Source organism: Comamonas composti DSM 21721 (assembly GCF_000429845.1).
Lineage (GTDB): Bacteria > Pseudomonadota > Gammaproteobacteria > Burkholderiales > Burkholderiaceae_C > Comamonas > Comamonas composti.
In genome coordinates this window covers 255,954-274,969 of sequence record NZ_AUCQ01000003.1, presented here as the reverse complement: position 1 = coordinate 274,969, position 19,016 = coordinate 255,954, and the positions used below count along the sequence as shown (strand labels likewise).

The 19,016-nt window shown below is 63.6% G+C and carries 15 protein-coding genes; 6 read left to right on the top strand and 9 right to left on the bottom strand.

The window, feature by feature from the left end:
- Nucleotides 1-88: 88 nt before the first annotated feature.
- Nucleotides 89-1,513: an FAD-binding oxidoreductase gene (locus G486_RS0104565; RefSeq protein WP_027014470.1), complete on the bottom strand. Its 1,425-nt coding sequence runs from the start codon at nt 1,511-1,513 to the stop codon at nt 89-91.
- A 929-nt stretch (nt 1,514-2,442) separates the two neighbouring features.
- Here G486_RS0104565 and G486_RS0104560 point away from each other — a divergent pair.
- Nucleotides 2,443-3,015, top strand: a complete 573-nt coding sequence (locus G486_RS0104560; RefSeq protein WP_027014469.1) for a cob(I)yrinic acid a,c-diamide adenosyltransferase — start codon at nt 2,443-2,445, stop codon at nt 3,013-3,015.
- 3 nt (nt 3,016-3,018) lie between these two features.
- Here G486_RS0104560 and G486_RS0104555 read toward each other — a convergent pair whose 3' ends face one another.
- The 3 genes from G486_RS0104555 to G486_RS0104545 form a co-directional block, all read right to left on the bottom strand.
- Nucleotides 3,019-4,473: an NAD-dependent succinate-semialdehyde dehydrogenase gene (locus G486_RS0104555; protein ID WP_211233748.1), complete on the bottom strand. Its 1,455-nt coding sequence runs from the start codon at nt 4,471-4,473 to the stop codon at nt 3,019-3,021.
- 215 nt (nt 4,474-4,688) lie between these two features.
- Complete coding sequence (locus tag G486_RS0104550) at nt 4,689-5,687, bottom strand: Bug family tripartite tricarboxylate transporter substrate binding protein (protein WP_027014467.1); 999 nt, start codon at nt 5,685-5,687, stop codon at nt 4,689-4,691.
- Between the two features lie 42 nt (nt 5,688-5,729).
- Nucleotides 5,730-7,115, bottom strand: coding sequence for an FAD-binding oxidoreductase (locus G486_RS0104545; protein WP_027014466.1), 1,386 nt, complete (start codon nt 7,113-7,115; stop codon nt 5,730-5,732).
- A gap of 327 nt (nt 7,116-7,442) precedes the next feature.
- Here G486_RS0104545 and G486_RS0104540 point away from each other — a divergent pair, with 327 nt between their 5' ends.
- Nucleotides 7,443-8,360, top strand: a complete 918-nt coding sequence (locus G486_RS0104540) for a LysR substrate-binding domain-containing protein (protein ID WP_027014465.1) — start codon at nt 7,443-7,445, stop codon at nt 8,358-8,360.
- Nucleotides 8,361-8,371: 11 nt separating this feature from the next.
- Here G486_RS0104540 and G486_RS0104535 read toward each other — a convergent pair whose 3' ends face one another.
- The 4 genes from G486_RS0104535 to ubiM all read right to left on the bottom strand — a co-directional run bounded on the left by G486_RS0104535 (nt 8,372) and on the right by ubiM (nt 13,432).
- Nucleotides 8,372-8,794, bottom strand: a complete 423-nt coding sequence (locus G486_RS0104535; protein WP_027014464.1) for a hotdog fold thioesterase — start codon at nt 8,792-8,794, stop codon at nt 8,372-8,374.
- Between the two features lie 295 nt (nt 8,795-9,089).
- Nucleotides 9,090-10,607, bottom strand: coding sequence for an acetyl-CoA hydrolase/transferase family protein (locus G486_RS0104530; RefSeq protein WP_027014463.1), 1,518 nt, complete (start codon nt 10,605-10,607; stop codon nt 9,090-9,092).
- Nucleotides 10,608-10,761: 154 nt separating this feature from the next.
- Nucleotides 10,762-12,075, bottom strand: a complete 1,314-nt coding sequence (locus G486_RS0104525; RefSeq protein ID WP_027014462.1) for a solute carrier family 23 protein — start codon at nt 12,073-12,075, stop codon at nt 10,762-10,764.
- A 58-nt stretch (nt 12,076-12,133) separates the two neighbouring features.
- Nucleotides 12,134-13,432 (bottom strand): 5-demethoxyubiquinol-8 5-hydroxylase UbiM, encoded by a 1,299-nt coding sequence (gene ubiM / locus G486_RS21540; RefSeq protein ID WP_051303124.1) that lies wholly within the window; start codon nt 13,430-13,432, stop codon nt 12,134-12,136.
- 168 nt (nt 13,433-13,600) lie between these two features.
- Here ubiM and G486_RS0104515 point away from each other — a divergent pair, with 168 nt between their 5' ends.
- The 4 genes from G486_RS0104515 to minE all read left to right on the top strand — a co-directional run bounded on the left by G486_RS0104515 (nt 13,601) and on the right by minE (nt 17,761).
- Nucleotides 13,601-15,679 carry an acetoacetate--CoA ligase gene (locus tag G486_RS0104515; RefSeq protein WP_027014461.1) on the top strand — a complete coding sequence of 693 codons (2,079 nt, stop codon included), beginning with the start codon at nt 13,601-13,603 and terminating at the stop codon, nt 15,677-15,679.
- 208 nt (nt 15,680-15,887) lie between these two features.
- On the top strand, nt 15,888-16,625 hold the full coding sequence (gene minC / locus G486_RS0104510; protein WP_027014460.1) for a septum site-determining protein MinC: 738 nt from the start codon (nt 15,888-15,890) through the stop codon (nt 16,623-16,625).
- A 47-nt stretch (nt 16,626-16,672) separates the two neighbouring features.
- Nucleotides 16,673-17,488 (top strand): septum site-determining protein MinD, encoded by an 816-nt coding sequence (minD, locus tag G486_RS0104505; protein WP_027014459.1) that lies wholly within the window; start codon nt 16,673-16,675, stop codon nt 17,486-17,488.
- Between the two features lie 6 nt (nt 17,489-17,494).
- The gene (gene minE / locus G486_RS0104500; RefSeq protein ID WP_027014458.1) at nt 17,495-17,761 is read left to right on the top strand and encodes a cell division topological specificity factor MinE; all 267 of its coding nucleotides are present in this window, start codon (nt 17,495-17,497) and stop codon (nt 17,759-17,761) included.
- A 110-nt stretch (nt 17,762-17,871) separates the two neighbouring features.
- Here minE and G486_RS0104495 read toward each other — a convergent pair whose 3' ends face one another.
- Nucleotides 17,872-18,972, bottom strand: a complete 1,101-nt coding sequence (locus G486_RS0104495) for a siderophore-interacting protein (RefSeq protein WP_034386607.1) — start codon at nt 18,970-18,972, stop codon at nt 17,872-17,874.
- Nucleotides 18,973-19,016: the final 44 nt, after the last annotated feature.

Sequence of the window (19,016 nt, the reverse complement as noted above, 5' to 3'; positions counted from 1 at the left end):
ATTGCCGCAGCCACGAGGAGCAGCTTGCTGCCCCGGATGCGCGACACATCCGGGCATTGTGCTGGCGGTACCGAAGGGGCCGCAAGGCTCAGAGCGCGAAGATCTTGCCCGGATTGAGGATGTTCTTGGGATCGAGCGCTCGCTTGATGGCACGCATCATCTCCACCGCACCGTCCCCGGTTTCATCACGCAGAAACTGCATCTTGTGTATGCCTACGCCATGCTCTCCGGTGCAGGTGCCGCCCACGCCGATGGCACGCTCCACAAGCTGATGGTTGAGGCGTTCTGCACGCTCGCGTTCATCGCTGCTTTCAGGATCTATGAGATAGCCGAAGTGGAAGTTCCCATCCCCCACATGGCCTACGAGGAAATAGGGAATGGCACTCTCATCGGCCTCGCGCACCGAGTCCAGCAGCGCATCGGCCAGGCGGCTGATAGGCACGCAGGCATCGGTGGTGATGCAGCGGCAGCCAGGCCTGCTGGCCACGGCTGCAAAGTAGGCGTTGTGTCGCGCGGTGAACAGGCGAGTGCGGTCTTCGGGACGCTCCGCCCATTCAAAGGCATTGCCGCCAAATTCGCCTGCGATATCCTGCACCATCTCGGCCTGCTCCTTGACTCCCGTGGGCGAGCCATGGAACTCCATGAGCAGCATGGGCTCCTCACGCAGCTCAAGCTTGCTGTAGGTGTTGACCATGCGTACCGAGTTCACGTCGATGAGCTCCACCCGCGCAATCGGCACGCCTATCTGTATGGTCTGGATCACCGTGCGCACCGCAGCTTCTATGCTCGGAAAGGAGCAAATGGCCGCACTCACGGCCTCGGGCAGCGGATACAGCTTCAACGTGATCTCGGTGGCCACGCCCAGTGTGCCTTCGCTGCCGACGATGAGGCGCGTGAGGTCGTAGCCGGCGCTGCTCTTCTTGGCGCGTGTGCCCGTACGAATCACGTCACCGCTGGCCGTGACCAGCTCCAGCGCCAGCACGTTTTCACGCATGGTGCCGTAGCGCACGGCGTTCGTACCACTGGCACGCGTAGCCGTCATGCCGCCGATGGATGCATCGGCTCCCGGGTCTATGGGAAAGAAAAAACCGGTGTCCTTGATGGCCTCATTGAGCTGCTTGCGCGTAATGCCTGGCTGCACCGTGACCGTGAGATCTTCAGTATTCACGGACAGGATGCGGTTCATGCGGCTGACATCGAGACTGATACCACCCTGGACCGCCAGCAGATGGCCTTCCAGCGAAGAGCCTGCGCCATAGGGTATGACAGGGACTGCATACTGGCTGGCCAGCGCAATCGCGTCCTGCACGTCCCGGGTCGACTCTGCAAACACCACGGCAGACGGCGGCGGTGCGGCGATAGAGCCTTCGTCGCGGCCATGTTGTTCGCGCACGGCCATGGCTGTGGAGCATTGAGCACCAAAGCGCTGGCTCAGGGCTTGCAAGAACTCAGGGGGGATGGGGCGCTGCGCGAATTCAGGCAGCAAGCTGCCGGAGGCGGCTGGGGCATTCATGGGATTCTCCTTGGGGCCCAAAGAATACCATCAGGCAGAGCGAAAAACAGGTGCTCCAAGCCTGCGCAGGCTTGCTCGGCCGAGCTGGGCAAGCCTTTTGGAATTGGTCCACAAAGATCGATTCATGTGGTCCAGCTGCGCGCCTTCCGAGACTGCCACCCTACCCCACCCCGACACCCTCAAGAACGCCTTGCAGGCCATTGCAGGTGGATCCAATGTGCCGTAAGAACGTGTTTACGATCTCTACGCTGCCGCGTTGGAGCGCAATTGGGATGAGTTCAAAGCGATGGGGCGCAGCTTGCACCGGGGTGCAAGCAAGCCACAGCGCTAGGAAATCGCCCGATTTCGCTCCAACCCTTCGGGACAGTGCCTTTGCGGGCGGTCTACAGCGTTGCGAATCCTCGCAATAGCACGGCTATTGCTGCAGTATCGCGCCTTGCATCCCATCCCGCACAGACACTGGCGCGGCACCGAGGAGATCGTAAACACGTTCTAACAGTAACTCGTTGAGCCCACCTCCCGAATATCTTGGCCATGCCGCGTTGCCAATCATCGCTGTGGCTACGGCTGCGGCCGTGTGCCAGAGGCTTGTGCGCTGAGCCCAGGGGAGGCTACCTGGGAGCTGCTGGCGGCTGAACGCATGAGAAGCTGGGCCGCAGACCTGGATTCGCCCGATGCCAGGGCTGCCGTGCCGCCAAGGGTTAGCGCGGCAAACAATAAAACGCTGCGAACTTCAAAGCCCGAGACATTGCGAGGTGCAGAGGTCTTCATGAGCACATACTCCAGTCTTGCGAGAAACACGCCGCCATTGCACCCTGATTGCCCTGCAATATCCAGCAGTTTTGCCCGTTGTTGCCCAGGACTACATCTATGAGCTTTTTGTAAAGCACAATGCTGCCGGCTTAAGTCAAATCAGTGAGGAGCAAGCCATGGGCAATCGTTTGACGCAAATCTCCACGCGTACAGGAGATGACGGCACCACCGGCCTGGGCGACAACACACGGGTCTCGAAAAACAGTGGCCGACCCCATGCCATGGGAGACGTGGATGAACTCAATTCGCACATAGGCCTGCTGCTGTGCGAACCCTTGCCTGAGGCGGTAAGTGAGCTGCTCATCGACATTCAGCACCAGTTGTTCAACCTGGGCGGCGAACTGTCCATGCCCGGTTACGAGCTGCTCAAGAGCGATGCGCTGGAGCAGCTCGATCAGGCCATTGCGCGCTACAACTCCCAACTGCCCAGGCTGCTGGAATTCATTCTGCCGGCGGGCACACGTGCCGCAGCCCAGGCCCATATCTGCCGCACCGTGGCGCGGCGCGCCGAGCGTCAGGTGGTCGCGCTGGAGCAAGGCGAGTCCATGCGCGCGGCGCCACGCCAGTATCTGAACCGCCTGTCCGATCTGCTGTTCGTGCTGGCCCGGGTCCTCAACCGCATGGACGGCGGCGATGACATCTACTGGAAAAGTGAGCGCCTGGCGCGCAACCAGGCAAGCCAGAGCTGACAGTCAGGCCATGCACAGGTACTTGGACTGCAGATATTCCTCTATGCCTGCAGCACCGCCTTCGCGGCCCATGCCCGACTGCTTGATACCGCCAAATGGCGCCACGGCCGTGCTGATGATGCCGGTATTGATGCCGACCATGCCGTATTCGAGCGCCTGGCTCATGCGCCAGACACGGCCCACATCGCGCGAGAAGAAGTAGGCAGCCAGACCGTATTCGGTGTCATTGGCCATTTGCACTGCCTGCTCCTCGGTACTGAAGCGGAACACCGGGGCCACAGGGCCGAAGACTTCTTCACGTGCGATACGCGCCCGCACGGGCACATCGGCCAGCACCGTGGGTTCGTAAAAGCTGCGGCCCAGCGCATGGCGCCGGCCGCCCTGGACCAGGCGAGCCCCGTGCTCCATGGCGTCGGCCACGAGCTCCTCGGCCTTGCTCAAGGCCGCATCATCGATGAGCGGGCCGAGTTCGATCTGGGGCTCCAGGCCATTGCCTACACGCAGCCCGGCCACGGCCTGGGCCAGGCGCTGCACAAAGGCCTCGTAGATGCCATCCTGGACCAGCAGTCGATTGGTGCAGACACAGGTCTGACCCGAGTTGCGGTATTTGGAAGCCATGGCAGCCTCGACGGCAGCGTCCAGGTCGGCATCATCGAACACGATAAAGGGCGCATTGCCCCCCAGCTCCAGCGACATTTTTTTGAGCGTAGGCGCGCATTGTGCAGCCAGCAAACGCCCTGTGGCCGTGGAGCCCGTGAAGCTGAGCTTGCGCACCTTGTCGCTGGCCGTGAGCACACCGCCTATGGCACGGGGGTCGCCGCACAGCACGCTGAGCACTCCGGCAGGCAGTCCCGCCCTGTGGGCCAGTTCGGCCAGTGCAAGCGCCGTCAGCGGTGTCTGCTCGGCAGGCTTGACGATCATCACGCAACCTGCGGCCAGGGCCGGCGCCAGCTTGCGTGCAATCATTGCTGCGGGAAAGTTCCAGGGCGTGATGGCCGCGCAAATGCCAACGGGCTCCTTGGTGACCAGGATCTGCTTGTCGGCCCAGGGCGAGGGCACGACCTCGCCATAGACACGGCGCGCCTCCTCGGCAAACCACTCGATGTATGAAGCCGCATAGGCAATCTCGCCGCGCGCTTCGGCCAGGGGTTTGCCTTGCTCGCTGGTCAAAATCAGCGCCAGATCCTGCTCATGCTCGAGCACCAGTTGATGCCAGCGGCGCAGACAAGTCGCACGTGCTTCTGCCGTGAGTGCACGCCAGGCCGGCAAGGCCTGCTCGGCTGCAGCAATGGCTTGTTCAGTATCGTGGACACCCGCTTTGGCGATCCTGGCCAGCAGCTCTCCCGTAGCAGGGTTGAGCACGTCCAGGGCCTGGCCTCCATGGGACTCAACCCAGGATCCGGCCAGATAGTTGTGCTGGCGCAGCAGGCCAGGGTCTTGCAAAGGTAGTGTGATCATTGTGAGGCGGGGAAAAGCAGGGCTTTGCGGGGAGCTCAGGGTTTTGCAGGGGAGCCCTCACCCCAACCGTCTCCCCAAGGGGGCGAGGGAGCAAGCCCGGGCGCAGCGCGCAAAACTGGCGCGGCCCGGGCCTAGGGACAGCGAGAACAAGGGCCGCCCCGCAGTGAGGCTGTCGCCCCCCTCCAGGGGGAAGCCGCGCAGCCGCTCAGGGGGTATCAATCAATACTCGCCCCAGACTCCTTGACGATAGGAGCCCAGCGCGCGACTTCGCTGCGAATGAAGCTGCCGAACTCGGCAGGCGTTCCCGGTGCAGGCTGGGTGCCCATGCTGATGAGCTTGGACTGCACGCTCTTGTCCTGAAGGATTTCGGTGATATGGCGGTTGAGCATGTTCACCACGGCAGCGTCCGTTCCTGCGGGCGCCAGCAGGCCAAACCACGAGGTCAGATTGAAGTTGGGGAAGCCAGATTCGGCCACCGTGGGCACCTTGGGCAGTTGAGCACTGCGCTTGGCTCCCGTGACGGCCAGAGGCAGAAGGCGCTCGGAAGTGATGTGCGGCAGGGGGGCCGGCAGGTTGTCGATCGCAAAATCCACCTCGCCTGAATACAAAGCCTGCAGCATGGGTGCCGAGCCCTTGTAGGGCACGTGCTGGAGCTTGAGTCCGGCTGTGGCCGAGAATACCGAGCCGATCAGATGCGTGAGCGAAGCATTTCCCGTGGAGCCGAAGTTGAGCCCGCCGCTGGACTGCTTTTGCTTGGCCGCTGCCAGCAGGTCAGCCATGGAGCGAATGCCCAGGCGGTTGTTGGGATTGGCCAGAAAGACATTGGTCACCGTGACCACATTGCTCACAGGGGCGAAGGCCGTGGCCGGATCAAAGGGCAGCTTCTTGTAGACCAGTGGGTTGATGGCCAGGATGTTGCTGGAGACCAGCAGCAGCGTATAGCCATCGGCCGGCGCCTTGGCCACGGCATCGGCGCCGATGTTGCCGCCAGCGCCCGCCTTGTTCTCCACGATGAAGGTACCGCCCGTGCGTTCCTGCAATTGCTGGGCCATGAGGCGAGCCACGAGGTCGGTCGTACCGCCAGGAGTGAAGGGCACGACGATCTTTACGGGACGGGTGGGATAGGTGTCGGCCTGGGCCAGAGCCGGCCCCATGGACAGGATGGCAGCGCCAACGGAGGCCAGCAGGGTGCGGCGAGCAAAGCGGTGTTTCATAACAGTCTCCTGAGCAAGATGAAGAAAGAGGGGGAAGGCGCGTTAAAGCACCTTGCCGGGATTGAGGATGCCCAGCGGATCCAGGGCCCGCTTGAGCGTGTGCATGAGGGTGATTTCCTCGAGGCTGCGCGAGCGCCCCAGGTGCTGGCGCTTCTTGCGACCGATGCCGTGTTCGGCAGAGACTGCGCCCTGCAGGGCGCCCACACAGTCGTAGACCAGCTCCTCTATGGATTCGGCATATGCCCCCTGAGTTCCCGGAACATCGATCACGATGTGCAGGTTGTTGTCCCCCAGGTGCCCGAAATAAAGCCTGGTGCAGCCAGGCCAGTTGGCCTCGGCCTTGTGCTCGATTTGCGCAATGGCCTGTGCCATGCCGTCCAGAGGAAAGCTCACATCGAAGGTCGAGCGCTTGGGCAAAAACACCGGGAACTCGGCCACGGCATCACGCAGATGCCAAAAGCGCTTCCTGTCCTCGACAGACTGGGCCAGGGCCGCATCTTCAAGCAGGCCCTGCTCCAGCCAGCCCGACAGCAACTGCTCGAAGCGCTCGGCATCCTGGGCCTCGTCACTGCCCTGGGCCTCGAGCAGCAGGTACAGGCCGTGATCGCCGGACAGCGGCGAGTCCACGCCAGGCAACCGGGTCACGAAGTGATAGAAGCTGGGCCACATCACCTCGAAGGCCGAGAGGCCTCCGCCCAGATGGGCCTTGGCTTGACGCAGCACCTGCAGGGCCGCATCCAATCCGGGCAGGGCCAGCAATGCACACTGCGTGCTGCGCGACTGCGGGTGCAGCTTGAGCACGGCGCGGGTGATGACGCCCAGCGTACCTTCGCTGCCTATGAACAAGTGCTTGAGGTCATAGCCGCTGTTGTTCTTGATCATCTTGTTGAGCGAGCTCACGATGCTGCCATCGGCCAGCACCACCTCCAGGCCCAGGACATTGTCGCGGGCCATGCCATAGCGCACCACGTGGTTGCCACCGGCATTGGTGGCGATATTTCCGCCCAGCGTGCAAGAGCCCCGCGCGCCGATGTCCAGCCCGCAGACGAAATCCGCAGCCAGGGCGGCCTGCTGCACATTCTCCAGAATGGCTCCTGCCTCAACGGTGATCGTGCCACCGCTGCAGTCCACCTCGCCGATCGCATTCATGCGCTCCAGCGACAGCGCAACCTCCTGGGCTTGTGGATGAGCCCCCCCGACCAGGCCCGTCAGACCGCCCTGAGGCACCACGGGCTGACCATAGGCATGGCAGATGCGCAGCATGGTCGAGACCTCCTCGGTCGCGCGAGGCAGCAGCAGTGCCCTCGGGCACTGCGGATCCATACGCGTCCAGTCCGTGTGGTGACGCTCTCCGATCTCTGCACCCAGGCGTATGCGGTCAGCGGGCAGTGCGACTTGCAAGGCCGCAATGACATTGCCTGAAGACATAAAGGATGGTTCGAGATGAGACATGTGCAAAAAAGCAGAAGCGAAAAACAAAGCCCGAGTGGCTGGGATGTGTGGATTGTGGGAAGGCTTGCCCAATGGGTAAACTTCCATTTGAGTTCCAGGCATGAGCAAAGCGCATACCTGGTCTGACACCACAGCAAGCAGGGCAGCGCTCGACAGCGTCTGACCAGGCGGCTGACACGGCGAGATAAACCCCCAGGTTTACGACGAGGACAAGACGCCCTGCTTGACGGTACTGCTTGACCGCCAAGCAGGGCAGCGATGTGCCCCAGGCCGTGCCGGCAGCTCTCATCACAGGACTTCGGTTTGGCGCGGCGCATCCCTCCCCTCAATCCCCTGCACACCTTCGAGGTCGTGGCCCGCACGGGAAACCTGACTGCGGCAGCGGCGCAGTTGCATGTGACCCAGTCAGCCGTGAGCCGCCAGATCACGGCACTCGAGGAGTACTTCGGGGTGGAGTTGTTTGTGCGCGAGCGCCAGGGCGTCTCCCTGACCGAGGTCGGCCAGCGCTATGCCGCGCAGATCGTGCCTGCATTTGCCGCCATTGCCACAGCCACCGAGCAGTTGTGGCACAAGCCCGATGAAGAAGTGGTGCGCGTGGGTGTGTACTCCACCTTCTCGGCCAAGTGGCTGATTCCGCGCCTGCCGCAGTTTCTCGCACGCCATCCTGGCAAGGATGTGCGCATTCATCGCCTGGTGCCGGCCGTGAACTTCGAGCGCGATCCCGTGGACATGGCCATACAACTGGCCGGTGACGAAGTCCTGCGCCAACCGGGCCTGCATGCCGATGCCCTGTTTGCCGAATGCCTGGATCCCGTTTGCTCACCCGTGCTGCTCGAGCGCCTGCGCTCCGCAGGCAGGCCGGCCACCGAGCTGCTCGGCCAGCGATTGCTGGTCTCCAAATACCATGCCCACGATTGGGATGACTGGCTGCAGTCCAACGACTTGCAGAACCAGGCAGAGCAGGCCGAGCGCATGGTGTTCAATGCTTCCATGCTGACCTGGCAGGCTGCCGTGCACGGCCTGGGCGTGGCCATGGGCCAATGGCATTTTCTGCAGGACGAGCTGCAGACGGGTGCCCTGGTGCGCCCTTTTGAGCGTCCTCTGTATACGGCGCGCAGCTACTGGCTGCTGCGCCCGCGCGGCCAGCGCAGCGGCCTGCTGGCCAGGGCACTCAGAAGCTGGCTGCTGCAAGAGGCCGGCAAGATGGAGCCGCCCGGGTAAATGCCTTGCGGCTATCGGGGGGCGAGAACCGCCATCGTGATGCGCGAGACACAGGTCAGCTCACCAGCCTCGTTGCTCATGTCGATCTGCCAGACCTGGGTGGTGCGCCCTATGTGCACGGCACTTGCCTTGGCCGTGACCCAGCCGCTGCGCGCCGAGCGCAAATGGTTGGCATTGATGTCCAGACCCACGGCCGTATGGCCTTCGGGACTTGAATAGTAGGCGCCCAGCGAGCCCAGGGTCTCGGCCAGCACGACGCTGACGCCGCCGTGCAGCAGGCCGAACGGCTGGCGTGTGCGCTCGTCCACAGGTACGCGGCCGCAGACAAAGTCGTCACCGATTTCGGTGATCTCGATGCCAAGATGGCTGACGGCGGTATTGGCGCTATGGGCGTTGAGCGCCTCCACGCTGATGGGCTTTTTCCAGATCGACATAAAACGGATTCGTTGGGAGCAATCAAGGCATCATGCCCGGTTTGCAGATCCCCGCGCAGCGCACAGGCGACAGCCTCACCGTCCCACAACGTGGAATGGCAGGCCCAAGAAGCAGGCCAGCCAGGGGTGTCAGCGTCGCGTACCCACGGGGGAAAGGCTTGTCCCCGGTCGGACATAGCTGCGCGCTGCCTCAAAAACTGGCGCGCCGCAACACCAGAGGCAGCGAGCAAGGGCCGCCCCGCCGCGAGGCTGCTGTCCCCCCGCCCGAAGAGAGCGGGGGAAGGCGCGAAGCGACTCAGGGGGCTTTCATGCTCCCCGTATCCACAAACCGCTGATGCCAGCTCAGGGCCTCGGTCAGGATATGCGGGGTATGCTGCGGGCCCTTGCGCTGGGCGCGCTCCAGATAGTCCTCAAGCATGGGCCGGTAATCCGGGTGGGCACAGCGCTCGATGATGACCCTGGCCCGCTGGCGCGGCGCCAGGCCGCGCAGATCCGCCAGCCCCTGCTCGGTGACGATGATCTGCGTATCGTGTTCGGTGTGGTCCACATGCGAGCACATGGGCACGATGCAGCTGATGGCGCCATTCTTGGCCACCGAGGGGGTAACAAAGAAGGACAGATAGCCGTTGCGCGCAAAGTCGCCCGAGCCGCCTATGCCATTCATCATGGCCGAGCCCATGAGGTGGGTGGAGTTGATGTTGCCGTAAATGTCGGCTTCGATCATGGAGTTCATGGCGATCACGCCCAGACGCCGTACAAGCTCGGGATGGTTGCTGATCTCCTGGGGGCGCAGGATGATGCGCTCGCGATAGAAGTCGATGTTGTCCTCGAAGTCCTTGTAGGCAGGGGCAGACAGCGAGATCGACGTGGCCGAGGCCTTGCGCATCTTGCCCGCGCGCAGCAGGTCCAGCATGCCGTCCTGCAGCACTTCGGTAAAGCCCAGCAGGTTCTCGAACGGCCCGGTCAAAAGACCTGCGAGCACCGCATTGGCCACATTGCCCACACCCGACTGAATCGGCAGCATGTCCTTGGGCAGACGGCCCATCCTCATCTCGTGGGAGAGAAAATCAATGATGTAGGCCGCAATCCTGTTGGAGTTCTCGTCGGGCACCGCAAACACGTTGTCGCGGTCGCCCTTGTGGGTCTCGACCACGGCAATCACCTTGGCCGGATCGACCTTGAGATAGGCATCGCCGATGCGGTCATCCGCATGGGTCATGTTGATGGGCATGCGCCGCGGCGGAATCGCCGTGCCGTAGTAGATGTCGTGCATGCCCTCCATCTTGCCCGGCGGCTTGGTGTTGACCTCGAGGATGACCTTGTCCGCAATCTCCAGCCAGGTCTTGTTGTTGCCCACGGCCGTGGAGGGAATCAGCAGGCCGTCGGCCGTCACACCCAGCACCTCGATCACGGCCACGTTCATCGGTCCCAAAAAGCCGAACCAGGCATGCTGGGCCACATGCGACAGGTGCATGTCGATGAAGTCGATCTCGCCGGCATTCACCGCCTGACGGGCCTTGGGGTCGGTATTGAAGGGCAGACGCTGGGCGACGGCCTGCGCTTCGGCCAGCACGCCGTCGCACTCGGCCGCAGTCGAAGCCCCGGTCCAGACATTGATCTTGTAGGGCCGCCCCTGGGCATGCTCCTGCCTCGCATGCTCGGCAATGGCCTGAGGCAAGGCCTTGGGATAACCTGCCCCGGTAAAGCCGCTCATGCCCACATTGACGCCATGAGGAATCAGGGCGGCGGCCTGCTGGGCCGTCATGGCACGGGACAGAAACTCGGGAAAACGTACGCGGTCTGCAAGGGACATGGAAGACTCCGACTGAGGGCCCGGCATCCATGCATGGCGACCGGGTCTAAAAAAAACCGCCCCGAAAGGCGGTGTATTTCTCCGGGCCGCAATGGTAACAGCCTCGAAACAAGATCACGGGTTTTCCCGTAAAGGGTTTTCCCCTGGTCAAAAATCAATGCCCGGCTTGCGAAGGGCCATCTTCACCCGGGCGATTGAGCAAGGCATACAGGATGATGGCGCCAAAGGTCGCGGTTCCGATACCGCCCAGCGCAAAGTCGCCGAACTTGAGCGTGAAGTCTCCCGTTCCCAGGATCAGCGTGATGGCGGCCACGATGAGGTTCTTGTTCTGCGAAAAATCGACCTTGTTGTCGACCCAGATCTTGGCGCCAGCCACGGCAATCAGCCCGAAGACCACGATGGAGACGCCGCCCATCACGGGCAGGGGAATGGCCTTGATGAGCTCGCCGAACTTGGGTGAAAAGCCCAGCAGCACGGCCAGCACGGCGGCCACGAGGAAGACGGCCGTCGAATAAATGCGCGTGGCGGCCATCACGCCGATGTTCTCGGCATAGGTGGTGACGCCCGTGCCGCCAGCTGCACCACTGACCATGGTGGCCACGCCGTCGCCGATGAAGGCTCGGCCCATGTACTGGTCCAGGTTCTTGCCCGTCATGGCCGTCACGGCCTTGATGTGGCCCAGGTTCTCGGCCACGAGAATGATGACCACGGGCACGATCAGCACCATGGCCGGCGCGCTGAACACCGGGGCATGGAACTGGGGCAGGCCGAACCAGGGTGCATTCATCACGCCCGCCAGATCCACGGCCTTGCCCCAGCCCAGGCCATTGGTGAACAGCGCATAGAGCAGGCTGGCCACGACCAGACCGACGAGAATCAGCAGACGCTGCACCATGCCGCGCGTGAGCACGGCCACCAGGCCCACACAGACAAAGGTCAGGGCCTGCATCCAGGCCTCGAAGTTATTGGCAGCCATGTTCTTCACGGGAATGGCAGCCAGGTTCAGGCCGATCACGGCCACCACGGCCCCCGTGACCACGGGCGGCATGAAGCGCTCTATCCAGCCTGTGCCCACGACCTGCACGATGAAGCCGATCAGCATGTAGACCGCGCCGCAGGCGATGATGCCGCCCAGGGCCACGGGAATGTTGGTGTTGGGGCCCGTGCCACCATAGGCCGTGGCCGCGATCACCACGCCGATGAACGCAAAGGACGAGCCCAGATAGCTGGGCACCTTGCCGCCGGTGATCAGAAAAAAGATCAGCGTACCTATGCCGCTCATGAGCACGGCCACGTTGGGGTCGAAGCCCATGAGAATCGGCGCCAGCACCGTGGAGCCGAACATGGCGATCACGTGCTGTATGCCCATGAGTCCGGTCTGCGGCCAGGGCAGACGCTCGTCCGGCCCTATGACGCCGCCCGACTGCAACTGGTCGGCGGACTTCTCCGTCCATTGAAAAAACCCCATTTGGAAGCGCTCCTCAAAAAATTAGCGCGATATTAGTGGGTTTGAGGATGGTCGACGCTCAGCACTTTCCATTTGAGGACATGGTCTTGCCCAATGCCCCTGGCAGTTGCGCTCGCATCATGGGCCAGGGGCTGCGCCCCGTGAGCTGGGCTGCAATCGCAGCCTTGAGCGGCGGCAGGTGACGCGAGACCTGCAGCACGGCCTGGCGTGCCAGCCTGGGCAGGGGCCGGGCATCGGTATAGAGCTTCACCACGGCATTCGTGCCTGCAAAAATCGGCAAGGCATGGCGATGATGGTCCCGGGCATAGCGCTCCAGCACCGGAGCGCTGCTCCAGTCCTGACCGGCCTGGCGCGCAGCCTGCACTGCAGCAGTCAGACGCTCCACCCCGGACAGGCCCAGGTTGAAGCCATGGGCCGTGACCGGGTGCATGCCCACGGCGGCATCGCCCAACAAGGCCCAGCGCGCTCCGCTGAAACGATGGGCGTAGGTGGCGACCAGCGGGTAGCTGTGGCGCTCGCCGACCAGGGCCATGGGACCAAGACGCCCGCGGAACTCACGCTCCACGTGGGCTGCGAACTCCTCGGGAGCGAGTTCCAGCAGTTGCTGGGCATCGGCCGAGTCGGTGGTGATCACGGCCGAGCACAGCAGCTCCCCGGTAGCGAGGTCGGGCTGGACCGGCAGTATGGCCAGGGTGCGTTCGTAGCCAAAGCACTCATGAGCCACGTCCTGCAAAGCCAGGCTGTGCGAGAGACGGCAGACGATGACCGTGCGGCCGAAATCCGTCATCTGCGCCCCCACGCCCAGCATGCGGCGCATGGCGGAAAAGCGGCTGTCCGCAGCCACCACCAGCGCAGCCTTCAGCGGCGCGGCTTCGCTACGCCTGCCATGCTGATCGGTGCGCGCATGGCGCACCTCGCCATGGGAGGAGTGGAGGCTCACGCCCGTAACCTGGGCCCCGGTCACGATCTGCACGCCCGGTGTGCGGCTGGCCACCTCCCAGGCCGTGCGGCGCAACGCATGGTTGGGCACGATATAGCCGAGTTGCGCGAGGCCGCTGCCCGTGGCCTCGATGGCCAGCATCGGACGCTGGCCGACGGGACCGTCGTGGACCTGGGCCTCGCGGATGCGGCTCACCTCATGGGTCTGCAGCCCTTGCCAACTGCCCAAACGCTCCAGCGTCTGCACGCTGGGATGGGTCAGGGCGATCTCCCGTCCGTCGGGCCGGGGCTGCTGCAACGCCTCAAGAGACTGCTGCTCGATCACGGTGACCTGGAGTCCGGCCTGGGCCAGGGAGATGGCAAGCGAAAGCCCTGCGGGCCCCGCGCCCACGATGAGGACATCAGCGTGCATGGGCATTGGTAGAGAACAAGAGAGGTCGAGTACAAAAGGCTGCGGCCATTGTGACGCCGGCCCGGCCACCGGGGCTTGCACTGGCTCAAGCGAGCACCTCATTGTCGCCAAGGTGGCTGCCTAATGGCTTTCCCCTCTGGGCTGACGTGCCGCTTGAGCGTACCGTGGCCGCCCATGAGCTCTACTCCTGCCTACATTCCTCAAATCCGCCTCTACCAGGACTGGCTGCGTGAAAAGCATGGCCTGACCTTCGACAGCTACGACGCGCTGTGGCGCTGGTCGGTCACCGATCTCGATGCCTTCTGGCAAAGCATCTGGGACTACAACAACATGCAGTCGCCCACGCCGCATACGGCCGTGCTGGCGCGCAATACCATGCCCGGCGCACAGTGGTTCCCCGGCGCTCAGGTGAACTACGCACGCCAGGTGCTGCGCCATGTAGACCCCGCCCATGCAGCGGGCATGCCGGCCGTGATCAGCCGCAACGAGCAAGGTCTGCACCGCGAGCTCTCCTGGCCCGAGCTGCGCCGCCAGGTCGCAGCCCTGGCCCTGCATCTGCGTGCCCAGGGTGTGGGCCGGGGTGACCGAGTGGCCGCCTACATGCCGAATATTCCAGAGACCATGGTCGCCTTTCTGGCCACGGCCAGCCTGGGTGCAGTTTGGAGCGTCTGCGCCCCCGACATGGGCACGAATGCCGTTCTCGACCGCTTCCGCCAGATAGCGCCCAAGGCCTTGATCGCCGTCGATGGCGTGCACTATGCATGGCGCGACCTCGACCGCAGCAGCGTGCTCGCCGAGCTGCGCTCCGGCCTGCCCAGCCTCGAACACGTGGTGCAGGTAAACAACCTCGATGCATCCAAAAAGATAGCTGATACCGCTGACTACACAAGCGTTACAGCCAGAAATGATGCCGATGTTTCGGCCTTCGAGCCCGATTGGCTGCCGTTCGACCACCCGCTGTGGATCGTCTACTCCAGCGGCACCACGGGCCTGCCCAAGCCCATCGTCCACGGCCATGGCGGCATGGTGCTCGTGGCCCTGGAGCTCAAGGCGCTGCACAACGACGTGGGCTGCAGCTACGACCCCAACAGTTGGGGGGAGCGCTACCACTGGTACAGCTCCACGGGCTGGGTGATGTGGAATGCCCAGGTCTCGGGTCTTCTGGGCGGCACGACCTGCGTGATCTTCGACGGCAGTCCCGGCGGCAGCAAGGAAAAGCCCGACTGGGGCGTGCTGTGGCGCATGGCGGCCGAGACCGGCGTGACCAGCTTTGGCTCGGGCGCAGCCTTTTATGCAGGCTGCATGAAGGCCGGCCTGGACCTCAGCAGTTGCGGCGACCTTTCGCGCATACGCGGCCTGGGAAGTACGGGCTCGCCACTGTCGCCCGAAGTCCAGGAATGGGGCACGCTGCAATTCAGAAAAATTCGGGCTGGCCAGGACATCTGGTGGAACAACCTCTCCGGCGGAACCGACTTTGCAGGCGCCTTCATCGGTGGCCACCGCGAGCTGCCACAACGGCCCGGCATCATGCAGTGCCGCCAGTTGGGAGCAGCCGTGGAGGCCTGGAACGACAAGGGCGAGAGCGTGATCGATGAAGTGGGCGAGCTGGTCTGCACCCAGCCCATCCCCTCCATGCCCCTGTTCCTGTGGGGCGATGCCGACGGCAAGCGCTATCTGTCCAGCTACTTTGACATGTACCCCGCAGGCCATGGCAGAAAGCCCGGCGGCGGAGATGCCGGCCCCGAGATGGGTCCGGTCTGGCGCCATGGCGACTGGATACGCGTCCTGCCCGACGGCGGCTGCATCATCTACGGCCGCAGCGACGCCACCATCAACCGCCATGGTCTGCGCATGGGCACCAGCGAGATCTACAGCGCCGTCGAAGGCCTGCCCGAGGTGCTGGATTCCATGGTCGTTGACCTCGAATACCTGGGGCGCGAAAGCTATATGCCCTTGTTCGTGGTGCTGCGCCCGGGCTTCGAGCTCGACGAAGGCTTGCGCGCGCGCCTCAACGCAGCCATACGCCAAGCCTTGTCGCCGCGCTTCGTGCCCGACGAGATCGTCCAAGTGGCGGAGATCCCGCGCACGCTCAGCGGCAAGAAGCAGGAGCTGCCGATCAAGAAGCTCATGCTCGGCCAGCCGCTGGACAAGGTCGTGAACAAGGAGGCCATGGCCAACCCCGGCTGCCTGGACTGGTACCAGGGCTTTGCTCAAGCCCACCAGCAGCGCAGGGATAAGGCGGCCTCAGCCTGAGACGCCGCACGCTGCGGGCAAGAAGAGGCCAGCCTCCTGCCCGCGCCCTCTTGCCTCAGGCGCGGGCCTGCGCCAGCCCCGCCTGCGCGAACATCTGAATGGTGCAGCCACGACCAGCTGCGGTACCCGCCTGGAGCAGCGGCCTTGGCCGAGGCGGGTACACTTTGCCGATCTTTATCGAGCGCCCTCAAAGCGCCTTTGTCCACCCATGGCTTTTGATCAGACCGGCGCGACGCGCCCCAGCTTTGACCTCAAGAGCGCGCAACTGCCCGTTCTGGCCGTGACGCTGCGGGATACGGACGTGCGCGTACTCGTCGCCGACCTGGCCCAGCGACTTGCCGATGACCCGGACTTCTTCGACAACGATCCGGTCCTGATAGATCTGAGTCATGTCAGCGAAGCCGAGGAGGACATAGACTTTGCGGTGCTTGTGGATGCGCTGCGCCTTCACCACACCGTGCCCGTGGCCGTACGCGGAGGAAGCCTTGCGCAAATGCAGGCCGCCCGCGCAGCAGGGCTCACCAGCGTGCCTCAGGCGCCCGCCGCACGGCCCGCACCCGAGGTGCAGGAAGTGGTGCGCGAGATCGAGGTGGTGCGCGAAGTTTCGGCCCCCCCGGCCGATGCACTCATCGTAGACAAGCCATTGCGCTCCGGCCAGCGCGTTTATGCGCGCGGTACCGACATCGTGGTGCTTGCCATGGTCAGCTATGGGGCAGAAGTCATCGCCGACGGGAATGTGCATGTGTACGCCCCACTGCGCGGCAGGGCCGTGGCCGGGGCGCGCGGCAATACCGAGGCGCGCATCTTCAGCACCTGCATGCAACCGCAGCTTCTGTCCATTGCGGGGATCTATCGCACAATCGAGACCGACCTGCCCCCGGAGCTCGCGGGCAAGGCCGCCAAGGTCAGGCTCGATGGCGAGAAGATCCTCATCGAGCCGGTGTGAACCGGCACCGAACAACCCCTGTAAAGCCTTTAAGGAACCCTGCAAACATGGCCAAAATCGTCGTCGTGACCTCCGGCAAGGGAGGTGTGGGAAAGACCACCACCAGTGCCAGCTTCGCCTCGGGCCTGGCCCTGCGCGGACACAAGACCGCTGTTATCGATTTCGACGTGGGCCTGCGCAATCTGGATCTGATCATGGGCTGCGAACGCCGCGTGGTCTACGACCTCATCAACGTCATACAGGGCGAGGCCAACCTGCACCAGGCCCTGATCAAGGACAAGCAGTGCGAGAACCTGTTCGTTCTGGCAGCCTCGCAGACACGGGACAAGGAAGCCCTGACCCAGGAGGGCGTGAAGAAGATCCTCGACGACCTCGCAGCCATGGACTTCGAATACATCATCTGCGACTCCCCCGCCGGCATAGAGAGCGGGGCCCTGGTGGCCATGCACTTTGCCGACGAGGCCCTGGTGGTGACCAACCCTGAAGTGTCCTCGGTGCGCGACTCGGATCGTATCCTGGGCATGCTGAGTTCCAAGACCGCACGCGCCATCGCCGGTGAGGGCTCCATCAAGGAGCATTTGCTGATCACGCGCTACAACCCGAACCGTGTTCAGGACGGGCAAATGCTGTCGCTGGAGGATATCCAGGACATCCTGCGGATCCCGCTGATTGGCGTGATCCCAGAATCCGAAACCGTGCTCCAGGCCTCGAACCAGGGCATTCCCGCCATCCACATGGAGGGATCGGACGTAGCCGAGGCCTATGACGATGTGGTGGCCCGCTTTCTTGGTGAAGAAAAGCCCATGCGCTTCACCGAAGCCCAGAAACCCGGCTTCTTCAAGCGCATCTTCGGCGGGAGGTAAGTGCCCATGTCCATGTTGTCTTTTCTGCTGGGAGAAAAAAAGAAGACGGCCTCTGTGGCCAAGGAGCGTCTGCAGATCATTCTGGCGCGCGAGCGCGTGGGCAATCTCGGCAGCCCCGACTACCTGCCGGCTCTGCAAAAAGAGCTGATGGCGGTAATCTCCAAATATGTGGATATCAATCCCGATGACATCAAGGTCCAGCTCGAACGCCAGGACAACCTCGAAGTGCTCGAGGTCAAGATCGAGCTGCCCGAGGCCCGCTCCCAGCCCTGAGGATCGATGCAAAAGAGCCGGCTACTGCCGCCGGCTCTCTGAAGAAAGCCGGCGGCCCGTGCTGAAAAGCACGGGCCGCCTTGTTTTCAACGCCCATGCCAGGCCGCAGCTCATGAGCCCTGCTTGAACTCTGCCTCGCTCATCCCCTGGCGCCAGTACGCGACGACCAGTTGCTCCCCTTTTTCGAGGCCGCACTCATCACGCGCCCATTGGCGTATGGATTGGGCGGCCTCGAACTCGCCTGCGGCCCAGACAAAGCGGCTGTGACCTTCACCCTCTCCTTGGGCGGGCCAGGCCACGCTGCGCAGCGCGGGCAGCAGCAATGAGCCGGCCCTGGCCTGGCCACGGTGCAGCCAGTGCCATTGCAGGCCTGGAGGGGCGACAACGGCTTGCTCGTCGCGCCCGTCCTGCACTTCCGCAAACACATGGCCGCAGACATGGGCCGGCAGGCTGGCGGCCACACGCAGCATGGCGGGCAGGCCGGTATCGTCGGCGGCCAGCAGCATCCAGTCGGCAGGTGTGGCCGTGCGGCCGCCCGGACCGCTCATGCCCACCAGCTGCCCTGGCTGGGCGTTGGCAGCCCAGGCCGATCCGGGGCCGGCGTCTTCGTGCAGCACAAAGTCCACATCCAGCCAGCCCGCAGCGCCATCGATGGCCCGTATGGTGTAGGTGCGCATGTCCAGGCGCTTGCTGCCCTGGGGCAGCTTGAGCATGCCGCTGGCCGACAGCGTGGGCCATTCGGGCGCTTGCTCGCCCGGCTGGGGAAACAACAGCTTGCAGTGGATGTTGGCGTCCTGGGCATAGCGCGCCAGGTCGTCGCAGCCAAAGCGCACGCGCCGCATATGCGGGGTCAGGTCACGCACCTGCAGCACCGTGAGCAGCCTGAAGGCCGGCGGGCGTTGCAGGGCCGCGCCATCACCTTCCCATGCCAGCGACTCGTCGGCAGCGCCCGAGGCCTCCAAAATCAGGTGGGCCAGCATGAGCTTCATGTCCTGCAAAGCCTCCATGCTGGGCGCCTTGGCAATCGCATGCACACCGTCTGCTTCGTGCCACAGAATGCCTTGGCCCTGCTCGTAGTCCACCAGCCAGAGCTCGCCCTCCTGGCGTACGGCCAGGTCGTGCTCTTGCATGTGTTCCACGATATGCGCCAGGACCTGCCCGGCGCTTTCCTGCAGCACCACGGTCTGGGCTTTCAGCAATGTCGTTTCCATTCTTTCTCCATAGATTGGGATGGCTTAGAACGTGTTTACGATCT

What these genes read in the sequence shown, in the direction of transcription:
- minD (WP_027014459.1), top strand. Translation starts at nt 16,673, where the DNA reads ATGGCCAAAATCGTCGTCGTGACCTCCGGCAAGGGAGGTGTGGGAAAG.
- G486_RS0104495 (WP_034386607.1), bottom strand. Translation starts at nt 18,972, where the DNA reads ATGGAAACGACATTGCTGAAAGCCCAGACCGTGGTGCTGCAGGAAAGC.
- minC (WP_027014460.1), top strand. Translation starts at nt 15,888, where the DNA reads ATGGCTTTTGATCAGACCGGCGCGACGCGCCCCAGCTTTGACCTCAAG.
- G486_RS0104525 (WP_027014462.1), bottom strand. Translation starts at nt 12,075, where the DNA reads ATGGGGTTTTTTCAATGGACGGAGAAGTCCGCCGACCAGTTGCAGTCG.
- G486_RS0104555 (WP_211233748.1), bottom strand. Translation starts at nt 4,473, where the DNA reads ATGATCACACTACCTTTGCAAGACCCTGGCCTGCTGCGCCAGCACAAC.
- G486_RS0104560 (WP_027014469.1), top strand. Translation starts at nt 2,443, where the DNA reads ATGGGCAATCGTTTGACGCAAATCTCCACGCGTACAGGAGATGACGGC.
- G486_RS0104515 (WP_027014461.1), top strand. Translation starts at nt 13,601, where the DNA reads ATGAGCTCTACTCCTGCCTACATTCCTCAAATCCGCCTCTACCAGGAC.
- G486_RS0104550 (WP_027014467.1), bottom strand. Translation starts at nt 5,687, where the DNA reads ATGAAACACCGCTTTGCTCGCCGCACCCTGCTGGCCTCCGTTGGCGCT.
- G486_RS0104530 (WP_027014463.1), bottom strand. Translation starts at nt 10,607, where the DNA reads ATGTCCCTTGCAGACCGCGTACGTTTTCCCGAGTTTCTGTCCCGTGCC.
- G486_RS0104545 (WP_027014466.1), bottom strand. Translation starts at nt 7,115, where the DNA reads ATGTCTTCAGGCAATGTCATTGCGGCCTTGCAAGTCGCACTGCCCGCT.
- G486_RS0104565 (WP_027014470.1), bottom strand. Translation starts at nt 1,513, where the DNA reads ATGAATGCCCCAGCCGCCTCCGGCAGCTTGCTGCCTGAATTCGCGCAG.
- minE (WP_027014458.1), top strand. Translation starts at nt 17,495, where the DNA reads ATGTCCATGTTGTCTTTTCTGCTGGGAGAAAAAAAGAAGACGGCCTCT.
- ubiM (WP_051303124.1), bottom strand. Translation starts at nt 13,432, where the DNA reads ATGCCCATGCACGCTGATGTCCTCATCGTGGGCGCGGGGCCCGCAGGG.
- G486_RS0104535 (WP_027014464.1), bottom strand. Translation starts at nt 8,794, where the DNA reads ATGTCGATCTGGAAAAAGCCCATCAGCGTGGAGGCGCTCAACGCCCAT.